Source organism: Paralcaligenes ureilyticus (assembly GCF_004346225.1).
GTDB classification, from domain to species: domain Bacteria; phylum Pseudomonadota; class Gammaproteobacteria; order Burkholderiales; family Burkholderiaceae_B; genus Paralcaligenes; species Paralcaligenes ureilyticus.
Genome location: NZ_SMAJ01000001.1, coordinates 488,635 through 508,635, shown reverse-complemented (window position 1 = coordinate 508,635; position 20,001 = coordinate 488,635). Strand labels below are relative to the sequence as shown.

Genomic DNA, 20,001 nt, shown 5'->3' with positions numbered 1-20,001 from the left:
CGCCCGCCTGGACGAGGCAGACCCGGGCAGTCGGAGCGCGCAGCGCCCCGACCGCTGGACGGACCGGACGGTACCCACCCCTCGCCCTGCGGCGTTTTAATAGAACGACCTCACCACCCAAAACGGCTCAAAAAAACAGCGACGCGAAACGCGTTCAATTCCGTAAACGCTTCAACCGAAAACGCCTTAAATCGTTTCGGCGTAAAGATCGTATTCGTCCGAGCCGGTAACCCGCACACGCACTTTGTCGCCGGGTTTAAGTTTGCGCTGGCCGCTGACAAACACATTGCCGTCGATTTCGGGCGCATCGGCGCTCGACCGTCCGATGGCGCCGTCGGTATCGATTTCGTCGACCAACACGTCGATCTCACGGCCTACCTTGCGGGCCAGGCGCGCGGTGGAAATGGCCTGCTGGTGCGCCATGAAGCGATCCCAGCGATCCTGCTTGACCTCATCGGCCACAGGGTCGGGAAGCTGATTGGCGCTGGCGCCTTTTACGGGCGAATATTGAAAACAGCCCACGCGATCGAGTTGCGCTTCGGACATCCAGTCAAGCAGATACTGGAATTCGGCCTCGGTTTCACCAGGAAAACCGACAATAAAGGTTGAACGCAAGGTCAGATCGGGACAGGCCTCGCGCCATTTTTTGATGCGCGCCAGGGTGCGGTCTTCGAACGCGGGGCGCTTCATGGCCTTCAGAATACGCGGACTGGCATGCTGGAACGGGATATCCAGGTAGGGCAGGATTTTGCCCTGCGCCATGAGCGGGATCACTTCGTCGACGTGCGGGTAGGGGTAGACGTAATGCAGGCGGGTCCATACGCCCAGCTCGGACAAGGCTTCGCACAACTGGGTCAGGTGGGTCTTGATCGGCCGGCCGTTCCAGAAGCCACTGCGGAATTTGACGTCAACGCCATAGGCGCTGGTGTCTTGCGATATGACCAGCAACTCTTGCACCCCGGCCTTGACCAGGCGTTGGGCCTCGCCCATGACATCGCCGATGGGGCGGCTGACGAGGTCGCCGCGCATGGACGGAATAATACAGAAGCTGCAACGATGGTTGCAGCCTTCGGAAATCTTCAGATAGGCATAGTGGCGCGGGGTCAGCTTGATGCCTTGCGGGGGCACCAGATCGACGTAGGGGTCATGCTGAAGATCGGGTGGTGCCGCGGCATGCACCGCGCGCACGACCTGCTCGTACTGCTGGGGGCCCGTCACGGCCAATACGGCCGGATGGAGGTCGCGAATCATCGCCTCTTCCACACCCATGCAGCCGGTGACGATAACCTTGCCGTTTTCGGCGATGGCTTCGCCTATCGCCTCGAGCGACTCGGCCTTGGCGCTATCGATGAAACCGCAGGTGTTGACCACCACCACGTCGGCGTCGTCGTAGTCCGGCGTGATGCTGTAGCCTTCGGTGCGCAGTTGAGTCAGGATGCGTTCGGAATCGACCAGCGCTTTGGGGCAGCCCAGGCTGACGAAGCCGACTTTCGGGGAACTCATGAATAACCTCGTAGAGCCTTCAGGCTCGCTAAAGAGGGGAATTTTAACGGGTATGGCCCGTTACCGACAGCCTGGCCGCGATTTGGTGATAAAGTCCGCTACAGAACCTCTCGCCAAAGGTGTTATTGCTCGTGCCCGAATCCTCCTCCAAGCTGTCCCGAATTTCCTTGTCCGATACCATGCTGTCAAGCGCGCACAACGTCGATGCGGTGCTGTCGGGCAGTTCCTTGTCGGACAGCCTGGCGGCCACGCCTGGCGAGCTGCGTGCCGCCAGCCAGGCCATCAGTTTTCATGTGATGCGCCGTCTGGGGCTGGTACGCGCCGTAAGCGGGATGCTGGTGGAGCGCACGCCCCCTTATCCCTTGTTCAATGCTTTGTTGCTGGTGGCGCTTGCCCTGCTCGACACGGCCTGTCAGGCGCTCGCTCAGGCCGGGGAACCCTTGCGGCGCGATATACCGGTCTATGCCGTGCATACCGTGGTCGATCAAGCTGTGGAAGCGGCCGCCGGCCATCGCAAAATGCGGACGTACAAAGGCTTGCTGAACGGAACCCTGCGGCGTTTTCTGCGTGAAAGAGAGGCGATCCTGGCGCAGGTGCTGCAACAGCCCGAGGCCCGATGGAACCATCCTGCCTGGTGGATAAAGCAGCTTCAACATGCCTACCCGCAGGAATGGGAACGGTTGCTGGAGGCGGCTGATCAGCCCGGCCCGATGACCTTGCGGATCAATCTGCGCCGCTCGTCGCAGGCGGCGATGCAGGAAGCCCTGGAGGCGGCAGGCCTCGAATCGCAGCCTCTTGGAGAGGCGGGCCTGGTGCTGGGCCATCCTCGCCCGGTGCAGCAAATTCCGGGTTTTGCGCAAGGGTGGTGGTCGGTGCAGGATGCCTCAGCACAGCAGGCTGCGGGCCTGATCGATCCGAAGCCCGGCATGCGGGTGCTCGACGCCTGTGCGGCGCCGGGCGGTAAAACGGCGCATTTGCTGGAATGGGCCGATGTTCAATTGCAGGCGCTGGACGCCGATGCGGGCCGCCTGGAGCGGGTCGAGCAGAATCTGCAGCGTTTGGGTTTGATGAGGCCTGGCGTGACGCTCCATTGTGCCGACGCAGCCGATCTGGACTCCTGGTGGGACGGCCGCGGCTTTGATGCCGTGCTGGCCGATGTGCCGTGTACGGCGTCGGGCATTGTGCGCCGGCACCCCGATATACGCTGGCTGCGGCGCGAGGCCGATGTGGCCAAAACGGCCGGCCTGCAACGCAAGATAGTCGATGCCTTGTGGAAAACGGTGAGTCCGGGAGGGTGTCTCCTGTATTCAAGCTGTTCTATTTTTCCACAGGAAGGAGAGCGGCAGGCCGAGCAGTTTTTAAAGCGCCATGCCGAGGCGTCCCGTTTGCCGGCGCCGGGTCAAATATTGCCGCTGGCCGATGCCGGCCGGATCAGTCTGTATGATGGTTTCTTTTACGCCTTGTTTGCCAAGTCGCCTTGAGTCGTCAAAAATAGCGGTCTGCTGCTGTGTATCGTGTTTGGGTGCCCGATGATAGTTCGAGTTCTGCTTTTTCTGGTTTTATCCGTCGGCCTTGCGTCCCAGGTAGACTGCGCGTGGGCGGCCGAGCCGGCTCAGGTGGTCAAGATAGATCCGGTCGCGCGCGACGGCAAGCTGTATATCGACGCCGACATCCAGTTCGACGTCAGCCGCGAGTTGCGCAATGCGGCGCAAAAGGGTGTGCCCATTTATTTCACCGCCGATCTGAAAATCACCTCCAGGCGCTGGTGGTGGTTCGACCGTACACTGGTCGACAAGCAGCGCACCTGGCGAATTGTGTATAACGCCCTGACGCGGCAGTGGCGTGTTGGAACGGGCGACCTGTCCTTGCCCGAGTCATCGCTGGATGACTCCTTGTCATTGATACGCCATATCCGTGGCTGGGATGTTATCGACACCCGCAGCATGGATCCGGAGCACGTCTACCACGGGCAGATTCGGCTGCGGCTCGATACGTCGCGCCTGGCTCGTCCTTTTCAAATCGATGCAATCAGCAGTAATGCCTGGTCTTTAGCGACTCCATGGAAAGATTTCACATTTTCGGTCTCCGCTGGCAAGCCCGATCCCTCCTGAAATGGGGGCTTCGGCTGGCGCTGGTCGTTGCGGCGATCAGCGCTTTGGCGTTGCTTGGACTACTCGTCTGGTCCACGGGCAACGCGTCGCGCTACGCGCAGCAATACGACACCCTGCTGCTGCTCAATGGCGTATTTGCCGTTGCGCTGATCTTCTGGGTGCTGGTGCTGTCTGGGCGGCTGGTGCGCCAGATTCGCCGTCGTCAGTTCGGTTCGAGGCTGACGGCGCGCTTTGCCCTGTCATTCGCCCTGATTGGTGTCTTGCCCGGGGCCCTGATTTATGTGTTGTCGGTGCAGTTCATGTCGCGGTCCATCGAGTCCTGGTTCAACGTGCGGGTCGACACCGCGCTTGAGGCCGGTTTGAATCTGGGACGCGCGGCGCTCGACTCTCAATTGGCCGACCTCACCGCTCGGGCCAAAGATATTGCTTCCAAGCTGGGCAATTCGGGCGATTCCGACATGACGCTCGCCATTACGCGGCTGCGCGAAGCCAGCGGCGTGGCGGAGGCTCTGGTTTTTACAGGCAGCGGCCGTCCAGTGGCGTTTTCGTCTTCGTCCTATGGGCGGCTATTGCCCGATGTCCCGCCGGCCAGTGTCTTGAATCAGCTACGGGTATCGCGCAACTATTCGGCTGCCGAGACCTACGATGAGAAAGGGCAGGACCCGGCCAGCGAGAACACGGGGCTGCGCCTGCGAGTCGTCATTCCACTGACTTCCGCGGATCGGTTCACCTCGGCCTTGGGTGTGGCGCCCGATGTGCGGTGGCTGCAGGTGATTCAGCCTGTACCCGAACAGATTGCGCGCAATGCCAATGAAGTGCAGCAGGGCTTTCGAGATTATCAAGAACTGGCCTTGTCGCGGATGGGCTTGCGCAAGCTCTATGGGATTACGCTGACCCTGGCTTTGATTCTGGCCGTGTTCGCAGCCATCGTGGTCGCACTGGCCTTGTCGCGCCGTTTGGTGCGGCCGCTTCTTTCCCTGGCGGCTGGAACGCAGGCCGTGGGAGTGGGTGATTACCGGCCTTTGCCCGAGCCTCCGGAAAGAGACGAGGTTGGGCAACTGACACGTTCTTTTAATGCCATGACGCGCCAGCTCGACGAGGCCAGGCACATGGTGGAGAGCAACCGGCAGCAGCTTGAACGGTCCAACGTCTATCTTGAATCGGTCTTGAGCAATTTATCCTCGGGTGTCCTGGTGTTTGACGAAGCCTTTCGGGTAACGATGTTCAACCAGGGCGCGCAAGCCATTTTGCTTACCGACCTGCGCTCGGTAAAGGGCCGTCCGCTCGAGACGGTCGACGGCGCGTTTGAGCTGTCCAAGCTAATACGCCAGGCCTTTGTGACGCACACCGCCGTGGGATCCGAGCGCCTGTATTGGCAGCAGCAGTTCGAGCTCGAGGTCGAAGCCGCAATGGACAACGAGAAAAAGAAGCATGTGGTGACGCTGCTGTCGCGTGGCACGCGGTTGAGCGTCGATGGCCGCAACAATGGCTATTTGGTGGTGTTCGACGATATCAGCGAGGTTATTTCGGCTAATCGCACGGTGGCCTGGGGCGAGGTGGCGCGCCGCCTGGCTCATGAAATCAAGAATCCCCTCACGCCCATCCAGTTGTCCGCCGAGCGGCTTGCGGTGAAACTGGCCGATCGCCTGAACGAGGCTGATGCCGCCATGCTGATCCGTTCCACCAATACCATCGTCAATCAAGTCTCGTCGCTCAAACAGATGGTGGACGATTTCAGTGAGTACGCCCGTACGCCGCCGGCGCAGATGCAGCATATCGATATCAATGAGCTGATTGCTGAGGTGCTGCTGCTGTACGGCTGGGACGCGGGCGGCGGCGCGGTGCGCGACGACGGGCACAGCGTCAGGGTCAATGTCGAGTTTGACCCCGACCTGCCCATCGTCGAGGGCGACCCGACTCAGTTGCGGCAGGTCATACACAATTTGCTGGCCAATGCGCGCGATGCCGCCAGTCAGGAACAACCTTTGGCGGATGCGTGTATTTACGTACAGACTACACTGACGCATTCACGCACGAATGAGGGCGCCGAGCATCCGGCCGTTCGCCTGACGGTGTCGGATAATGGTCCGGGTTTTGCGTCGCAGGTTTTGCCCCGGGTATTCGAGCCTTACGTGACAACCAAGGCAGCGGGAACGGGTCTGGGCTTGGCTATCGTGAAAAAAATTATCGAGGAGCACGGCGGTCGGATTGATATTTCCAACCGTCGTGAAGGTGGTGCACGCGTTTCCATTCTCTTGAACCGTCTTGCTGTTTCATCGCCTGCGATGGACGTAGACGCGCAGGGGAACGATAATGCGTAAAAAAGAAGGGTGACGCTATATGGCCAGAATTCTGGTGGTTGACGACGAGATAGGGATACGTGAGCTTTTGTCCGAGATTCTCTACGACGAAGGGCACACGGTCGAATTGGCCGAAAACGCGGCTCAAGCGCGGGCCGCGCGTTTGCGTGCACGTCCCGATCTTGTCTTGCTCGATATCTGGATGCCTGATACGGACGGGGTCAGTCTGTTGAAGGAATGGGGCTCGCAGGGCTTGCTCGATATGCCGGTCATTATGATGAGCGGACACGCCACCGTTGACACGGCCGTCGAGGCTACGCGTATCGGGGCTGTCGATTTTCTTGAAAAACCCATTACTTTGCAAAAGCTGCTCAAGACTATTGCGGCAGGCCTGGCGCGGCCGGTGGTTACGCCAGGTATGGCGGCTATGGCGCGCTTGCCGGAAAAGCGCTCCGAATTTGGCCCGCCTCACGCGGCGGCGCCTGTCTCGGAGCCTGTCGAGCGTGTCAATGACGCCGGCAATTCTTTGCTGGGCAGCATTCCGCTCGATCAGCCTTTGCGCGATGCACGCGATGAATTCGAGCGTATTTATTTTGAATACCACCTGGGGCGAGAAAATCACAGCATGACCCGCGTCTCTGAAAAGACCGGCCTTGAGCGCACCCATTTGTATCGGAAATTAAAGCAACTGGGCATAGACTCGTCGCGCAAGAAAAACAATTAGCGCCGCCGTCGTACACCTTTGTAGCGCCACCCTCGTAGCGCCACCCCTTGTGGGTGGCATTCGCTGCAGGTGGCATTCTTTTGATATCGCCCTATCCGCATAAACCTTCTAGCCCCGCGTCGTGGCCAGTTAAGGCGGATCGGGCTCTGACGGTCACGGTCATGGCTGCGCCATGACTTCCCGCGCGCAGAACCGGCTTCGGGGCGGCGTGCGAACTCGTGGGGCGAATAGCCCACTGGGCTATTCGCAAACGTCCCACCCAAACAGTGCACGCCTTGGATCCCCGAATCCGGCCCTGCGCGCGGCGTGCCCGAATCGCCCGCCCCACCTTAACCGCCCACGACGCTCGATCGTTGGATGATTGGGAGATTGTTGATAATTGACCGTCAATGAATTTGATTGACGTGACCGTCGCTGATGTAGCGCCACCCCTTGTGGGTGGCATCGGCGTCCAATAAATATCGCCTCGGTTATCAACGGTTTTGGTAGCCACAAGGGCTGCCATTCCCCGCAACTCTCATCTTTCCCACGCCTCCGCCTCTCTCACGGCGTCGATTTTCGTTTGATCGACTCCGTTGGCACGCGTGCTTCGCCGGGGATGAATCGCCGCACCGGCAGGCGCCAGGCGTGGCCGTAGGCGACTTCCATGCTCAGGTGTATGGTGCCGTCCTGGTGGCGCTGTTTTTCCAGCGCGGCCAGCAGGCGATTGCGCCACTGCCGCCCAGGCAGCCCGCGTGTGCGGCCTATGCTGGGGTTGCCGCCCAGCGCCTGTACGTCTTCCAGCAGCTTTTCGGCGCTGCGATACGTCAGGGTGAGAATTTCCTGGTCCATGACCGGATCGGCGAAACCTCGGCGTATCAGCAGGTCGCCGAAGTCGTGCATGTCGACGAAACTGGGCGTGGCGGTCGCAAGCCCTGTTTCGCTCAATGCGCGCCGCAGTTCTTGCAGCGAGCCGGGGCCGAGGCAGGAAAACATGACCAGCCCGCCGTTTCTGATGATGCGCTGCCATTCGCCCAGCACGTTGTGCGGCTCGGCGTGCCAGTGCAGCGCCATGTTCGACCAGACCAGGTCCTGGCTTTCGGAGGCCAGGCCGCTTTGGGCCAGGTCGGCCTGGATGAAATGCACCTCTTGTGTGGGCTTGTTGCGCAGCTTTTGCCATAAGCCTGGTTTGGATGCGTAGCGTTGCGTGGCGACCTGCAGCAAGGGGGCGCAGGCGTCCAGTCCGGTGTAATGCATGTCCGGATAGCGCGAGCGCAAGGGCTCGAGCGCATGTGCCGCGCCGCATCCGGCATCGAGTACGTCAGTGGGGCTCAGGCGTATGTAGCTGAGGCGCCGCAACATGCGCTGTGCCACTTCGCCGTACAGAAACTGTGCCGCATCCAGGGGGCTGCGGCGCGCAAATTGCAAGGTAACGTGGGATGGGTCTATGGGCAGGGTGGGGGGCTGTGATATTGGTGCGCGCATCGGCTGGTCGCGATAAGGGATTCGTGTTTAGATGAAGGAGGCAGGCTGTGCAGCACTGTTCCGGTGGACACACTATTATGGCTTATCCTTCTTTTCCGCGCGAATCGACCCTCGATCGGGCCCTCGCCCGGGTGTCTGGTGCGGGCCGTCTGGTTCGCCATGGCTGGGAACGCATCTTGGACCGGGTGCCAGCCGATTGCGCGTTATGCGGGGGTGCTGCGCGTGGGCAACCCTTGTGCGATGCCTGCCGTATCGACGTGACGCGGACTATGGCGGGCTCCGTAATTCGCTGTCCCTTATGCGCTCTGGCACTGACGCAGCCCACGTGCCCGGATTGCAGTGCCCGCGCACCGGCTTTTGATCAGGTGATTGCCGCGTTCGACTACGCGGCGCCCGCAGACTTGCTGATCCAGCAGTTCAAGCAAGCCCATCGTTTTTCACACGCCCGGGTATTGGCCGATATGCTGGCGCGAGCCGTCTTGGCTCGAAGCCCGGCGCTGCCGCAGCATACAATCATGGTTCCGGTGCCTGCAAGCCGTGTCGCGTTGCGGCGGCGTGGTTTTAATCCGGCTGCCGAGTTGGCTCGCGGTTTGGCTCATCGTCTGCCCTATGCTCTGCGCCCGGAACTGTTGTGGCGCGTCCGTGATGGGGTGGGGCAAACGGGTCAGTCCCGGGCAGAACGGATGCGTAGCGTGGCGCATTTGTACAGTTGTCCGGAACGGGTGGAGAATGCGTCCGTTGCCATCGTCGACGATGTCCTCACCACAGGCAGTACGCTTAATAGCATTGCACGTGAGTTCAAGGCCGCGGGCGCGAGCTATGTGGTCGGTCTGGTGGCGGCGCGCACGCCTTATTCCGTTTCCAAATAAGCCGTGCGTCGGCTTCGCTGGTCGTATTTGGTTGTGTTGATGGCAGCCACAAGGGCTGCCGCTACACCCGCTGCAGGTACGTTTTTGTAGAGGAGTCCCTTGTGGATGCCATTTCAACGAAATTGAGCAATCAGTACGTTGTTGTAGTGGCACCCCTTGTGGGTGCCAGGTTAATCAACCCGCAATTGATTTAAATGGAATTATAGGTAAGGAAACATGTTTCACATTATTTTGGTGGCCCCGGAAATTCCTCCCAATACGGGGAATGTGATCCGGCTGGCGGCCAATACCGGCGCGCATTTGCATCTGGTGCGCCCTTTGGGTTTCGATCTTGACGATAAGAAATTGAAACGGGCCGGGCTCGATTATCATGAATGGGCCACGATGCTGGTGCACGACACCTTGCCGCTGGCGTTGGCGCAGGCGGGCGCCCCCGCCCAGCGCTGCTTCGCCATGACCACCAAAGCCCGCCGCAAGCTGGGTCAGTGCGAATTCCAGGCCGGGGACGTTTTTGTATTCGGGCGCGAGACCGCCGGCTTGTCGGCCGACGAGATGGCCTTGTTTGTACCTGAGCAGCGGCTGCGGCTGCCTATGATGCCGGCCCAGCGCAGCCTGAATTTATCCAACGCGGTGGCCGTCACGGTTTACGAAGCGTGGCGGCAGGCGGGTTACGCAGGCAGCGTCTAATCCAGCGATAGATGCAGTCTCTGAATGACCGCGCCCCAGCGGCCGGTTTCTTTGTGCACCAGTTCGCGAAGCTGTTCTGGCGTTGACGGAGCAGGCGTGAAATACAGCGCGGCCATTTTCCGCTCGATATCGGGCTGGCCGAGGATTTGGGTAATGGCCTGATTCAAAAGCTCCAGTATGTCGGCGGGCGTGCCGGCCGGCGCATACATGGCGTCCCATGAAATGGACTCGAATCCAGGGTAGCCTTGCGAGGTCATGGTGGGCAAGCCAGGCAACAATTTGCTGGGTTCCAGACTGGTAATGGCCAACGCCCGCGCTTTGTGGGCATTGACTTGCGGCATGGCGATGCCCGGCACCATGAACCCGGCCTGGATATCGCCGCTGATAATGGAAGTGATGATTTGCGGGAAACCGGTATAGGGGATTTGTTGCAGGCTGATACCGGCCTGGTGTTCCAGCATGGCCATGCCCAGATGAGACGAGCTGCCCGGCCCTACGGTGCCGTAGTTCAGGGCACCGGGCTTGGCTTTGGCCAGGGCGACGAATTCCTGGACGCTTTTGGCTGGGGAGTCATTAGGCACCACCAGTACATTGGGGCTGGTGCCCACCAGCGTAATGGGTGCAAGGTCGGTATCGGGCGTGTAGCCCAGGTTTTTGTATAGCGCGGGGGCGGTAACCATGGGGCCGTTGATGGTCATCAGGATCGTATAGCCATCAGGCTTGGCCTTGCTGGCGTAACGGGTGCCGATATTGCCGCCGGCGCCAGGCTTGTTTTCAACGATAACGGGCTGCGCCAGCTTTTTGGACAGCGGGTCGGCAATCATGCGCGCCAGGGTGTCGGGGGAGGAGCCGGCCGGAAAGGGAACCACCATCTGGATGGCGTGGTCGGGCCAGGGCCCAGCTGCGGCCGGTGCGGCAAAGGCTAGAGTTGCGCTGGCTGCAATACCCAGGGCTGCGCCGGACAGGACTCGGTGAGCAGAAGAAAATGGGGACATGAAAATTCCTTGGTTGGAAGCGAAAACAGGTTTCAGGACTCTGGTGTTTCGGCCCGGGCTTCGCGGGCCAGCAGGCGGGAAACGGCCTGTTTGGGAGCGACGCCGTCAAATAATACTGCGCACACCGCCTCGGTGATGGGCAGGTCGATGCCGTGACTGTGGCCCAGGGCTCGGGCCGCGCGAGCGCAGCGCACGCCTTCGGCCGTCATGCCGCTCTCCAGGATGCGGTCGAGCGCCTGGCCTTGCCCCAGGGCCACGCCTACCTGGCGATTGCGCGATAGTTCTCCGGTGGCGGAAAGAACCAGATCGCCCAGGCCGGTGAGGCCGGCAAAGGTATCGGCATGCCCACCGAGCGCGATTCCCAAGCGCTGCATTTCGGCCAGGCCGCGTGTGATCAGGGCGGCTCGGGCGTTGGTGCCCAGGCCCAGGCCGTCGCCGATCCCGCATGCGATGGCCATGATGTTCTTGAGCGCGCCGCCCACCTCGACGCCAATGATATCGTCGCTGGTGTAGATGCGTGCATTGCCGCCATGCAAGGCGGCAATGCACGCATCGGCGACCCAGGCCTGATGACTGGCGATCGTAAGCGCCACCGGCAAGCCTTGCGTGACTTCGCGTGCGAACGAAGGCCCCGACAGCACTCCCACTCCTATTTGCCACGATGACGCGCCTGAGGTTGAGTGTTCGTCCGGCAGGGCGGCCTGCGCGATTTGATGCGGTAGTTGTCCGGTTTCGTGCTGAAAGCCTTTGCAGGTCCAGACAACGGCCAGGCGCCGCGCAGTGCGGCCGTCCGGCTGTGCGCCGGCTTGTTGTGCCAGGCTTGCGGTCAGGCGTGCGCAGGTTTGAGCCAGGCCGGCCACTGGAACGCCCAGGATGATCAGGCCCGTGCCGCTGCAGGCATGGGCCACTGCCCGATCGAAATTATTGGTGCATGACAACGAGTCGGGCAGCGCCAGATCGGGCAGATAGCGGGGATTCTGGCGTTGCTCGCCAATGTGGCGCGCCAGCGCCGCATCGCGCGCCCACAGCAGAGTGTCGGCACGAGCACATGCCAATGCGGCCAGCGCCGTGCCCCAGCTTCCCGCGCCGAGTACGGTTACAGGAATGCGGGTTGGCGCGGTCATGGCGCAGGGTTTACTGGCGGGTGACGCCAGGCGGGAGAACGAGTCCGGAGTCTTGTTCGCCCTTTTCTTGCGCCGCCTGCGCCGTGCGTTGCTCGTACAGGCTTTGGAAATTGACCTCGGCCAGGTGCAGGGGAGGCAACGAGGTGCGGTTGATGGCGTCGGCGACATTGGCGCGCAAATAGGGGTAGAGCATGGTGGGGCACACGATGCCCAGCAATGGCTCGAGTTGTTCGGCAGGAATGTTGGCGGCCTCGAAAATGCCTGACTGCGTGGCCTCGACCAGGTACAGCACTTTGTCTGTAATGCGTGTGGTGACGGTGGCGGTGACGGAACACTCGTAGACGGTTTCGGCCAGTTGCTGGCCGCTTACGTTGATGGACACCTCGACGCTGGGGCCTTCCTGCTCGAGAAAAATCTGCGGAGCATTGGGCATTTCCAGCGACAGGTCCTTGATGTAAGTGCGTTGCAGGCTAAAGCTCGGGTCTTGGCTGTTTTGCTGCGCGTTTTGGTCTTGATCGGCCATGAGATTTCCAAAAAAAAAGAATGTGGGTGATTGATTTAAAAATGGAGTCAGGAGTTGAGCAGGGGAAGCAGACCCTGGGCGCGGTCCAGCGCCCACAGGTCATCGAACCCACCGACGTGAGTGTCGTTAATGTAGATTTGAGGCACCGTGCGTCGACCTGTGCGTTCCATCATGGCTACACGCTGGGCCGGGTCTTGATCGATACGGATTTTGTGGATGTCGGCGACGCCGCGTTGCTTGAGCAGCATTTCGGCGCGAGAGCAATATGGGCACACGGCGGTGCAGTACATGGTTACAGTTGACATAATATTGCGTTAGGTAGCAGTCTTGTTGAATGTAGCGGCACCCCTTGTGGGTGCCACGGCGAAAGCGGATTCTCAGGCTTTTTTGCTTAAGGGCAGGCCGCCGCTGGCCCAGTTGCGCACGCCGCCGTCCAGGCTGAAAACATCGGCCATGCCTTGCTTGCGCAAGGTGGCAGCCACGCGTGCCGAATCGCGGCCCTGATCGCACACCACGATAATGGGTTTGTTTTTGGGCAGGGACGCGAGCTTTTCCTGGATATCGGCCGCCGGCAAATTGCGGGCCTGCGGGATGCTGCCTGTTTTAAACTGTTCGGCGCTTCGAACGTCGATGAAGACAGCCTGCTTCTGGTTGGCCAACTGCACGGCCTCGGGCACGCTGACCCCGCTGCTGCCGTGGCTTTTACGCAGGTTGGGCCACAACAACATACCCCCCGAGACCAGGGCAATGATCAAAATATATAGATTGTTTTGGCTTAAAAGAAAGTCCACGATGAATCCCGAATTGACTCTTGGAATAAGAGTCGAACAAGACAATTATAAAATGGAGAAGATAATTCATCTTTTAGGCGGTTTTTACCATGCATAAACTTGTGCTCATGCGTCACGGCGAAAGCCAGTGGAATCTTGATAACCGATTCACCGGCTGGACCGATGTGGATTTGACCGAAACCGGGCGCGGCCAGGCCTGGCAGGCCGGCGAGCTGCTTAAACGCAATGGCTTCGAGTTTGACCTGGCCTATTCTTCACTGCTCAAGCGCGCCATACGTACGCTTTGGATCGTGCTTGATGCCATGGACGCCATGTATACGCCGATTGGCCTTAGCTGGCGCTTGAATGAACGCCACTATGGAGCCTTGCAGGGCTTGAACAAGGCCGAAACGGCCGCCAAATTTGGCGACGAGCAGGTATTGATATGGCGCCGCGCGTATGCGATTGCCCCCGATCCGCTGGCCCACGACGATCCGCGCCACCCCCGTTTCGATCGCCGCTATGCCAAAATTGCCGCCGATAAGCTGCCCGACACCGAATGTCTGAAAGACACGGTAGAGCGTGTAATTCCCTTTTGGAACGAATCGATTGCGCCGGCGATTCGCGCCGGGCGCCGCGTCCTGGTGTCGGCTCATGGCAATAGTCTGCGGGCCTTGGTCAAACATCTGGACGGCGTCTCCGACGACGATATCGTGCATATGAACATCCCGACAGGCCAGCCGCTGGTCTACGAGCTGGACGACGAACTGCGCCCAATCCGCCATTACTATCTGGGAGATCCCGCTGAAATAGAAGCGGCCATGGCCGCAGTGGCTGCCCAGGGCAAAGCGAAAAAGAATTAGCATGCGGCGTTTGCTTGGCGCGGCCTTGCTGACTTTATGCGCGAGCTGGTCGGCTGCGGTATGTGCCGCGGACTCGGCGGCGGCGCTTGCTGCCCGGCAGGCGCAGGCCCGCAAGCAGCAGGCCGAGCTGCAGTCGCGCATTGCCCGAGTGCAAAAAGAAATCGATAGCCAGGAGTCGTCGCGGCGCGATGCGGCCGATGAGCTGAAAACATCCGAATCGGCCATTTCGTCCATCGACCGGCGCCTGGATGAATTGGCGCGTCAAAAGCACGATGCTCAGGCCGATCTGGCCGATATTGCCGGTGAAACGGTCGAGCAAAAGCAACAATTGGCGCAACGCCAGAGCGAGCTCGCCGATCAGCTAAGAGCCCAGTACGCGAGCGGCCTGTCGCCCTGGACTGCACTGCTGTCGGGCGACGATCCGCAAGTGATAGGGCGTGAGCTGGGCTATCTGGGATATATCTCCGAGGCCCGGACGAAAACCGTCAAGGCGATACGCAACGCCATTAATCAGTTGGCGCAGTTGCAAGCCCGGTCCGAAGCTCGCAATAAGGAGCTTGAGGCGGTCGCGCATGAGGTGCAGACTCAGAAAAAGTCGCTCGAAGAGCAAAAGCAGGAACGCCAGCAGGTTTTGTCCAAGATCGAATCGCAGTTAAAAGTGCAGCGGAGTCAAGCGCAAACCCTGGAGCACAACGACCAGCGTCTGGGCAAGCTGATCACCGGCCTGGATGCCGCCATTGCTCAGCAGCGGGAAGCAGAGCGCCTCGCCCAGGAGCAACGGCGCGCCGAGGCGGAGCGCCGTGCCCAGGAGGCTCGCCGCGAGGCGCTGGAGCGCAAGCGCGAAATTCAGCGCAAGCAAGAAGCGGCCCGTCAGGCGCAGATTGCGGCGCAGCAAGCCCAGGAGCAGGCGCAAAACAAACAGGATGAGCTGGACGCGAAGAAGGCTCGCGAGCAGGTCGAACGGGCACGGGCTCAGGCGCGTGCGGCCGAGCAGGCGGCCCGCGAAGCCGACAAGGCCAAACCTGCGCCCGCCGCACAGGCGCCCGCGGCACAGGTGGGGCCTGCGGGCAGCGGTCTGAAAAAAGGCCTGCGCTACCCGGTTCAGGGCGAGGTGCAGGGTCGTTTTGGTATGGGGCGCCCCGATGGCGGGCTTTGGCGCGGCATTGTGCTGCGAGCCGCTGCCGGCACGCCGGTGCATGTCGTTGCGGACGGGCGCGTTGTATATGCCAACTGGCTAAGCGGTTTCGGCAATATTATGATTGTTGATCATGGCGACAAGTATCTTAGTATTTACGCCTATAACCAGAGCCTCCTGAAGCGGGTGGGCGATATTGTTCACGCGGGGGATACCATTGCTACGGTGGGAGCCACCGGCGGACAAGTGGAGTCCGGTCTATACTTCGAGATTCGGCATCAGGGCACGCCGGTGAATCCTCTGCTTTGGTTGGGCCATTAATTTAGGTACTATTTGCCTTGCGTTGGTCGGCTGATCGACGATCTTAAAAATTTATCCGGGAACGTGCATGGGCGCTCGCAGGTTTGGCAACTTTGGTTTGGTAGGTTTGGGTTTGGCAGGCGGCGTTCTGCTTAGCTTGGGCATTTCTGCGGTGGCGCAGCGTAATCAGCCGCTTCCGCTTCAAGAATTGCAGCAGTTTGCGAACGTGTTTTCCGCGATAAAAAGCAGCTATATCGAGCCTATGTCCGATAAAGTGCTGATCAACGATGCCATCAAGGGCATGTTTTCCGACCTTGATCCGCACTCGGCCTATCTTGATCCTGACGCTTTCAAGGAAATGGAGCAAATTACCCAGGGCGGTTTTGGCGGGCTGGGTATTGAGATCGGCAGTGAAGACGGCATGCCCAAGGTCATCGCTCCCATCGAAGATACGCCCGCGGCGCGCGCCGGGATACTGGCAGGCGACCTGATTACGGAAATCAATGGCAAGCCCACCAAGGGCATGACGCTGAACGACGCGATCAAGCTCATGCGCGGCGAGCCCAAGACCTCGATCGAGCTGACGGTCAAGCGCGAGGGCAAAGACAAGCCTCTTAAATTTACGATCGTGCGCGATCTGATCAAGGTACGCAGCGTGCGCAGCAAGATGCTGCCCGACAATATTGCCTTTGTGCGCATTTCGCAATTCCAGGAAACCACGGTCGCCGATCTGGTCAAGCAATTGCGCGCGTTGGGCGAAAAAGGCGCACCCAGGGGTCTGGTGCTCGATTTGCGCAATGATCCGGGCGGTTTGCTCGATAGCGCCATCGGCGTTTCTTCGGCTTTCATCAAACCCAACGATTTAGTGGTGTCCACCAAAGGCCGCGTACCTTCGTCCAATCATCAATATTTCGCCAAATCGGCCGATGGCGTCTCCTCTCTTCCTGCCTGGACCAAAAAAGTGCGCATGGTCGTGTTGGCCAATATAGGTTCCGCATCGGCCTCCGAGATTGTGGCGGGTGCGTTGCAGGACCACAAGCGCGCCAAAGTTATCGGCAACCGCACTTTCGGCAAGGGTTCGGTGCAAAGTGTGCTGCCGCTTAGCGAAGATACCGGCATCAAGCTGACGACCGCGCGTTATTACACCCCAAGCGGCCGCTCGATCCAGGTGACCGGTGTCGAGCCCGACATCACGGTAGACGATACTCCCCAGGGCAATTTGTTCCGCTTGCCGCGCGAAGTCGATCTGAAACATCATTTGCTCAATAGCGCGGTCAGCAACGAAAGCGCCGACGAGGAAAAAGCCGCGGACAAGTCCAAGGTCGAGCCCAAGATGTTCGAGTTCGGCGGCACGGACGACTTCCAGTTGCGCCAGGCGGTTAATTATCTGGAGGGCCGCAAGGTTAACAGGATCGAGCCGGGCCTGGTCCTGACCGCATCCAAGAAGCCGGGCGCCTCGGTCGATAGTGTCAAGCCAGTCGAGAAAACGGGCACGGCAGGCAAACCTGCTGCGGCTGAAAAAAAAACTGAAGTGAAACCGCAAGGGGGTGTTCGCGCCCCCGCGGCGCGGCCTCCGAAGCCTTCGGCGCAGAAGGTCGAGCGCTTCAGAATCACTCCCAATGGGGTCATCGAGGTCCATTAATGGACGACCCGCAGCTGTTGCGCTATGCCCGTCATATTCTGCTCGACGAGCTGGGTATTGAAGGCCAGGAACGGCTGCTGGGGTCACGCGTGCTGATTGTGGGTGCCGGGGGTCTGGGTTCGCCCGCGGCGTTTTATCTGGCGTCGGCCGGGGTCGGGAAAATTATTCTGGCCGATGATGATGTGGTCGAGCTCAGTAATTTGCAGCGCCAGATTTTGCACACGACGGCTCGTTTGGGGTGGCCCAAGGCGGAGTCGGGTCGGCAGATGCTGGCAGAGCTCAATCCTGAGGTGCAGGTTCAGGCGTGCGTGATAAGGCTTGCCGATGAGCAACTGCATGATCTTGTCGCCCAGGTCGATCTGGTGCTGGATTGCACCGATAATTTTGTTACGCGGCATGCCATTAATCGTGCTTGTGTCGCGCATGGCAAGCCGCTGGTGTCGGGGGCGGCTATCCGTTTTGATGGGCAGATCAGTGTGTTCGATCCGCGCGATGCGAATGCGCCGTGTTATCACTGTTTGTTCCCGGAGCGCGATGGCGCCTCTGAGCTGAGCTGCGCGACGACGGGCGTTTTGGCGCCTCTGGTGGGGATTATCGGCAGTATGCAGGCGGTGGAGGCGATCAAGGTTCTGACGGGGGTGGGCAGCCCTTTGGTCGGGCGTTTGTTGTGCCTGGACGCACGCAGCATGCAATGGAGCGAGGTGAAATTCCGGCGCGATCCGGCGTGTTTGGTGTGCGGCACCCGGCCGTAGCGCCACCCCTTGTGGGTGGCATTCGCTGCAGATGGCATTCTTTTGATATACCGTCCTATGCCGCTTAAAACCTTCTAGCCCCGCATCGTGGCCGGTCAAGGCGGGTCGGGCTCTGACGGTCACGGTTCTGGCTGCGCCAGAACTTCCCGCGCGCAGGACCGGATTCGGGGCGGCGTGCGAACTCGTGGGGCGAATAGCCCACTGGGCTATTCGCAAGCGTCCCACAGCAAACAGCGCACGCCTTGGATCCCCGAATCCGGCCCTGCGCGCGGCGCGCCCGAATCGCCCGCCCCACCTTGACCGCCCACGACGCTCGATTGGTGAATATTGGCGCAATCGTCGCCCATGTAGCGCCACCCCTTGTGGGTGGCATGGCGTTTTATATTTTTATAACTACAGCCTCGCTTATCGACGATTTTGGCAGCCACAAGGGCTGCCGCTACGTTAGCCACGCCAAAGCCCTTCCTCAGGAACCTCGCACAGGCCGGCGGCCTAGCAGCAGGTCTCCGACGGAATTGACTCGCAGGCCCACGTAGCTGTCGCGTCCGCGGTGTTTGCCTGAAAAGGGCGTGCCGGGATGAAAGACGTGGACGGTTCTCATGCCGACCTGGCGTGCGGTCTTCAGGTTTTTCAGTGTGTCTTCGACCAGCACAACCCGCGCAGCGGAAGCGCCCAGGCGCGCCAGCACTTGCTTCATGAGCGAGGGCGAGGGTTTGGGTTTGATCCGGCCTTGCAGCCGCATATGGTTGATCGACCACATGCCGTCGAACTGATGGAGGATCCCCAGCGTTTTCAATACTTCACGCGCATATTTGCGCGGCGCGTTGGTGAGTAGTATCTTTCGCCCGGGGAGGCGCCGCAGTTTGGCGGCGAGGCCGTGTTCGGAATGCACCAGCGGTGCAATCTCGAATCCGTGACTGAGGTTCAGAAAGGTTTCGGCGTCGACTCCGTGGTGGCGCACCATGCCGATAACGGTGGCCCCGTATTGCCTCCAGTAGCGCGTGCGCAGCTGTGTTGCGGCGTCCAGATCGAGGTTCAGGCTTTGCATGACGGCGGCCGTCATGCTGTGGTTGATGGCCGTGAAGATGGCTCGCGACGAATCGTGCAGCGTATTGTCCAGGTCGAACAGCCAGATGGTTTCATCGGCTGCTGATCGCCGGCGGCCGCCGGCGCGCGGATGCTGGGGGGTTATCGGAGCCTGCAGAGCCCGCATTTCATTGGGGTCGGAACGCAATTAGTGCGAACTGATCATGGTTCCCACACCTTGATCGGTCAGTATTTCGAGCAACAGGCAGTGGGGTACGCGGCCGTCGACGATGTGGACGGATGTGACGCCGTTGCGCGCGGCGTCGAGCGCCGATGATATTTTTGGCAGCATGCCGCCGGAGATGGTACCGTCTTCGAACAGTTCGTCTATGGTCTGGGCCGACAGGCTGCGCAACAAGTTGCCGTTTTTGTCCAGCACTCCTGGGGTGTTGGTCATCATGACCAGCTTTTCGGCCCCCAGCACTTCTGCCATCTTGCCTGCAACGATATCGGCATTGATGTTGTAGGCCGTGCCGTCTTCGCCGTAGCCTATTGAAGAGATGACGGGAATGAATTGATCGTCTTGCAATGCCTTGACCACCGCCGGTTCGATACGAGTGATGTCGCCCACGTAACCGATGTCGAGCCACTGGCCGGGACGGTCCTTGTCGGCCAGCATTTTCTTTTTGGCCTGGATCAGACAGCCATCTTTGCCGGTTAGCCCGACGGCCTTGCCGCCCGCTTCATTGATCATCATCACGATGTCTTGCTGCACCTGTCCGCCCAGCACCCATTCGACCACTTCCATGGTTTCGGCGTCGGTGACGCGCATGCCCTGGATGAAGGTGCCTTCCTTGCCTATGCGCTTGAGCGCGCTGTTGATCTGCGGGCCGCCGCCATGCACGACGACGGGGTTGAGCCCCACCAGCTTGAGCAGGACCACGTCGTGTGCGAAGCTGTGCTGCAGTTGATCTTCGGTCATGGCGTTGCCGCCGTATTTGATGACGACGGTTTTGCCATGGAAGCGGCGAATGTAGGGCAAGGCTTCCGATAGGACATCGGCCTTGACTGTTGACGTGTGCGACGATATTTCGGGAGAAGACGGAGTGTTCATGGCGGCGAAGGAAAAGGGGTTGATGTCTTCAGGCAAAGCTTGCCCACGTTCGAGCGTCATTGTAGTCCGCCGGGGGCGGGCCGGGTATTTGAGTGGTGT

The 20,001-nt window shown here is 60.2% G+C and carries 20 protein-coding genes; 10 read left to right on the top strand and 10 right to left on the bottom strand.

Features of this window, described 5'->3' with window-relative positions; all coding sequences use genetic code 11:
• Positions 1 to 186: 186 nt before the first annotated feature.
• A complete protein-coding gene (gene rimO / locus EDC26_RS02365; RefSeq protein ID WP_132579630.1) occupies positions 187 to 1,503 on the bottom strand; it encodes a 30S ribosomal protein S12 methylthiotransferase RimO in 1,317 nt (438 codons plus the stop codon).
• Between the two features lie 179 nt (positions 1,504 to 1,682).
• Here rimO and rsmB point away from each other — a divergent pair, with 179 nt between their 5' ends.
• Genes rsmB through EDC26_RS02345 form a run of 4 tightly spaced genes read left to right on the top strand, consistent with a single transcriptional unit; the run spans position 1,683 to position 6,638 of the window.
• Positions 1,683 to 2,984, top strand: coding sequence for a 16S rRNA (cytosine(967)-C(5))-methyltransferase RsmB (gene rsmB / locus EDC26_RS02360; protein WP_132579677.1), 1,302 nt, complete (start codon positions 1,683 to 1,685; stop codon positions 2,982 to 2,984).
• 48 nt (positions 2,985 to 3,032) lie between these two features.
• A complete protein-coding gene (locus EDC26_RS02355; RefSeq protein WP_132579629.1) occupies positions 3,033 to 3,614 on the top strand; it encodes a DUF4390 domain-containing protein in 582 nt (193 codons plus the stop codon).
• Entirely contained in the window at positions 3,611 to 5,935 is a 2,325-nt protein-coding gene (locus tag EDC26_RS02350) for a sensor histidine kinase (RefSeq protein ID WP_132579676.1), read from the top strand. The genes EDC26_RS02355 and EDC26_RS02350 overlap by 4 nt, the downstream gene beginning before the upstream one ends.
• A 19-nt stretch (positions 5,936 to 5,954) precedes the next feature.
• Complete coding sequence (locus EDC26_RS02345) at positions 5,955 to 6,638, top strand: response regulator (RefSeq protein WP_132579628.1); 684 nt, start codon at positions 5,955 to 5,957, stop codon at positions 6,636 to 6,638.
• A 543-nt stretch (positions 6,639 to 7,181) separates the two neighbouring features.
• Here EDC26_RS02345 and EDC26_RS02340 read toward each other — a convergent pair.
• Complete coding sequence (locus EDC26_RS02340) at positions 7,182 to 8,102, bottom strand: methyltransferase domain-containing protein (protein ID WP_207915037.1); 921 nt, start codon at positions 8,100 to 8,102, stop codon at positions 7,182 to 7,184.
• 77 nt (positions 8,103 to 8,179) lie between these two features.
• Between EDC26_RS02340 and EDC26_RS02335 the strand changes: the two genes are divergently transcribed.
• Entirely contained in the window at positions 8,180 to 8,971 is a 792-nt protein-coding gene (locus tag EDC26_RS02335; RefSeq protein WP_132579627.1) for a ComF family protein, read from the top strand.
• A gap of 216 nt (positions 8,972 to 9,187) precedes the next feature.
• Positions 9,188 to 9,658 (top strand): tRNA (cytidine(34)-2'-O)-methyltransferase, encoded by a 471-nt coding sequence (locus EDC26_RS02330; protein ID WP_132579626.1) that lies wholly within the window; start codon positions 9,188 to 9,190, stop codon positions 9,656 to 9,658.
• On the opposite strand, the gene EDC26_RS02325 is transcribed toward EDC26_RS02330, so the two are convergent.
• The 5 genes from EDC26_RS02325 to EDC26_RS02305 all read right to left on the bottom strand — a co-directional run bounded on the left by EDC26_RS02325 (position 9,655) and on the right by EDC26_RS02305 (position 13,091).
• Positions 9,655 to 10,653 (bottom strand): Bug family tripartite tricarboxylate transporter substrate binding protein, encoded by a 999-nt coding sequence (locus EDC26_RS02325; protein ID WP_132579625.1) that lies wholly within the window; start codon positions 10,651 to 10,653, stop codon positions 9,655 to 9,657. The two genes, EDC26_RS02330 and EDC26_RS02325, sit on opposite strands and share 4 nt — an antisense overlap.
• Positions 10,654 to 10,685: 32 nt before the next feature.
• On the bottom strand, positions 10,686 to 11,777 hold the full coding sequence (locus tag EDC26_RS02320) for an NAD(P)H-dependent glycerol-3-phosphate dehydrogenase (protein WP_132579624.1): 1,092 nt from the start codon (positions 11,775 to 11,777) through the stop codon (positions 10,686 to 10,688).
• Between the two features lie 10 nt (positions 11,778 to 11,787).
• Entirely contained in the window at positions 11,788 to 12,300 is a 513-nt protein-coding gene (secB, locus tag EDC26_RS02315; protein ID WP_132579623.1) for a protein-export chaperone SecB, read from the bottom strand.
• A gap of 47 nt (positions 12,301 to 12,347) precedes the next feature.
• The gene (gene grxC / locus EDC26_RS02310; protein WP_132579622.1) at positions 12,348 to 12,605 is read right to left on the bottom strand and encodes a glutaredoxin 3; all 258 of its coding nucleotides are present in this window, start codon (positions 12,603 to 12,605) and stop codon (positions 12,348 to 12,350) included.
• 72 nt (positions 12,606 to 12,677) lie between these two features.
• Positions 12,678 to 13,091 (bottom strand): rhodanese-like domain-containing protein, encoded by a 414-nt coding sequence (locus tag EDC26_RS02305; RefSeq protein ID WP_243700743.1) that lies wholly within the window; start codon positions 13,089 to 13,091, stop codon positions 12,678 to 12,680.
• Positions 13,092 to 13,180: 89 nt separating this feature from the next.
• Here EDC26_RS02305 and gpmA point away from each other — a divergent pair, with 89 nt between their 5' ends.
• The 4 genes from gpmA to EDC26_RS02285 all read left to right on the top strand — a co-directional run bounded on the left by gpmA (position 13,181) and on the right by EDC26_RS02285 (position 17,762).
• The gene (gpmA, locus tag EDC26_RS02300) at positions 13,181 to 13,933 is read left to right on the top strand and encodes a 2,3-diphosphoglycerate-dependent phosphoglycerate mutase (protein ID WP_132579621.1); all 753 of its coding nucleotides are present in this window, start codon (positions 13,181 to 13,183) and stop codon (positions 13,931 to 13,933) included.
• A gap of 1 nt (position 13,934) precedes the next feature.
• Complete coding sequence (locus tag EDC26_RS02295; protein WP_341802601.1) at positions 13,935 to 15,389, top strand: murein hydrolase activator EnvC family protein; 1,455 nt, start codon at positions 13,935 to 13,937, stop codon at positions 15,387 to 15,389.
• A 67-nt stretch (positions 15,390 to 15,456) separates the two neighbouring features.
• The gene (locus tag EDC26_RS02290) at positions 15,457 to 17,010 is read left to right on the top strand and encodes a S41 family peptidase (RefSeq protein WP_132579620.1); all 1,554 of its coding nucleotides are present in this window, start codon (positions 15,457 to 15,459) and stop codon (positions 17,008 to 17,010) included.
• Positions 17,010 to 17,762 (top strand): HesA/MoeB/ThiF family protein, encoded by a 753-nt coding sequence (locus EDC26_RS02285; RefSeq protein ID WP_132579619.1) that lies wholly within the window; start codon positions 17,010 to 17,012, stop codon positions 17,760 to 17,762. Before EDC26_RS02290 ends, EDC26_RS02285 begins: the two co-directional genes overlap by 1 nt.
• 206 nt (positions 17,763 to 17,968) lie before the next feature.
• On the opposite strand, the gene EDC26_RS02280 is transcribed toward EDC26_RS02285, so the two are convergent.
• Genes EDC26_RS02280 through argB form a run of 3 tightly spaced genes read right to left on the bottom strand, consistent with a single transcriptional unit; the run spans position 17,969 to position 19,902 of the window.
• The gene (locus EDC26_RS02280) at positions 17,969 to 18,214 is read right to left on the bottom strand and encodes a hypothetical protein (protein ID WP_132579618.1); all 246 of its coding nucleotides are present in this window, start codon (positions 18,212 to 18,214) and stop codon (positions 17,969 to 17,971) included.
• Between the two features lie 14 nt (positions 18,215 to 18,228).
• Positions 18,229 to 18,975: a pyrimidine 5'-nucleotidase gene (locus EDC26_RS02275; RefSeq protein ID WP_132579617.1), complete on the bottom strand. Its 747-nt coding sequence runs from the start codon at positions 18,973 to 18,975 to the stop codon at positions 18,229 to 18,231.
• A 21-nt stretch (positions 18,976 to 18,996) separates the two neighbouring features.
• Positions 18,997 to 19,902 carry an acetylglutamate kinase gene (gene argB / locus EDC26_RS02270; protein ID WP_132579672.1) on the bottom strand — a complete coding sequence of 302 codons (906 nt, stop codon included), beginning with the start codon at positions 19,900 to 19,902 and terminating at the stop codon, positions 18,997 to 18,999.
• Positions 19,903 to 20,001 lie beyond the last annotated feature (99 nt).

Coding starts and splice junctions, on each gene's coding strand:
- EDC26_RS02345 (WP_132579628.1), top strand. CDS start 5,955: ATGGCCAGAATTCTGGTGGTTGACGACGAGATAGGGATACGTGAGCTT.
- secB (WP_132579623.1), bottom strand. CDS start 12,300: ATGGCCGATCAAGACCAAAACGCGCAGCAAAACAGCCAAGACCCGAGC.
- rsmB (WP_132579677.1), top strand. CDS start 1,683: ATGCTGTCAAGCGCGCACAACGTCGATGCGGTGCTGTCGGGCAGTTCC.
- EDC26_RS02275 (WP_132579617.1), bottom strand. CDS start 18,975: ATGCGGGCTCTGCAGGCTCCGATAACCCCCCAGCATCCGCGCGCCGGC.
- EDC26_RS02335 (WP_132579627.1), top strand. CDS start 8,180: ATGGCTTATCCTTCTTTTCCGCGCGAATCGACCCTCGATCGGGCCCTC.
- EDC26_RS02325 (WP_132579625.1), bottom strand. CDS start 10,653: ATGTCCCCATTTTCTTCTGCTCACCGAGTCCTGTCCGGCGCAGCCCTG.
- grxC (WP_132579622.1), bottom strand. CDS start 12,605: ATGTCAACTGTAACCATGTACTGCACCGCCGTGTGCCCATATTGCTCT.
- EDC26_RS02295 (WP_341802601.1), top strand. CDS start 13,935: ATGCGGCGTTTGCTTGGCGCGGCCTTGCTGACTTTATGCGCGAGCTGG.
- EDC26_RS02290 (WP_132579620.1), top strand. CDS start 15,457: ATGGGCGCTCGCAGGTTTGGCAACTTTGGTTTGGTAGGTTTGGGTTTG.
- rimO (WP_132579630.1), bottom strand. CDS start 1,503: ATGAGTTCCCCGAAAGTCGGCTTCGTCAGCCTGGGCTGCCCCAAAGCG.
- EDC26_RS02340 (WP_207915037.1), bottom strand. CDS start 8,102: ATGCGCGCACCAATATCACAGCCCCCCACCCTGCCCATAGACCCATCC.
- gpmA (WP_132579621.1), top strand. CDS start 13,181: ATGCATAAACTTGTGCTCATGCGTCACGGCGAAAGCCAGTGGAATCTT.
- EDC26_RS02355 (WP_132579629.1), top strand. CDS start 3,033: ATGATAGTTCGAGTTCTGCTTTTTCTGGTTTTATCCGTCGGCCTTGCG.
- EDC26_RS02330 (WP_132579626.1), top strand. CDS start 9,188: ATGTTTCACATTATTTTGGTGGCCCCGGAAATTCCTCCCAATACGGGG.
- argB (WP_132579672.1), bottom strand. CDS start 19,902: ATGAACACTCCGTCTTCTCCCGAAATATCGTCGCACACGTCAACAGTC.
- EDC26_RS02320 (WP_132579624.1), bottom strand. CDS start 11,777: ATGACCGCGCCAACCCGCATTCCTGTAACCGTACTCGGCGCGGGAAGC.
- EDC26_RS02285 (WP_132579619.1), top strand. CDS start 17,010: ATGGACGACCCGCAGCTGTTGCGCTATGCCCGTCATATTCTGCTCGAC.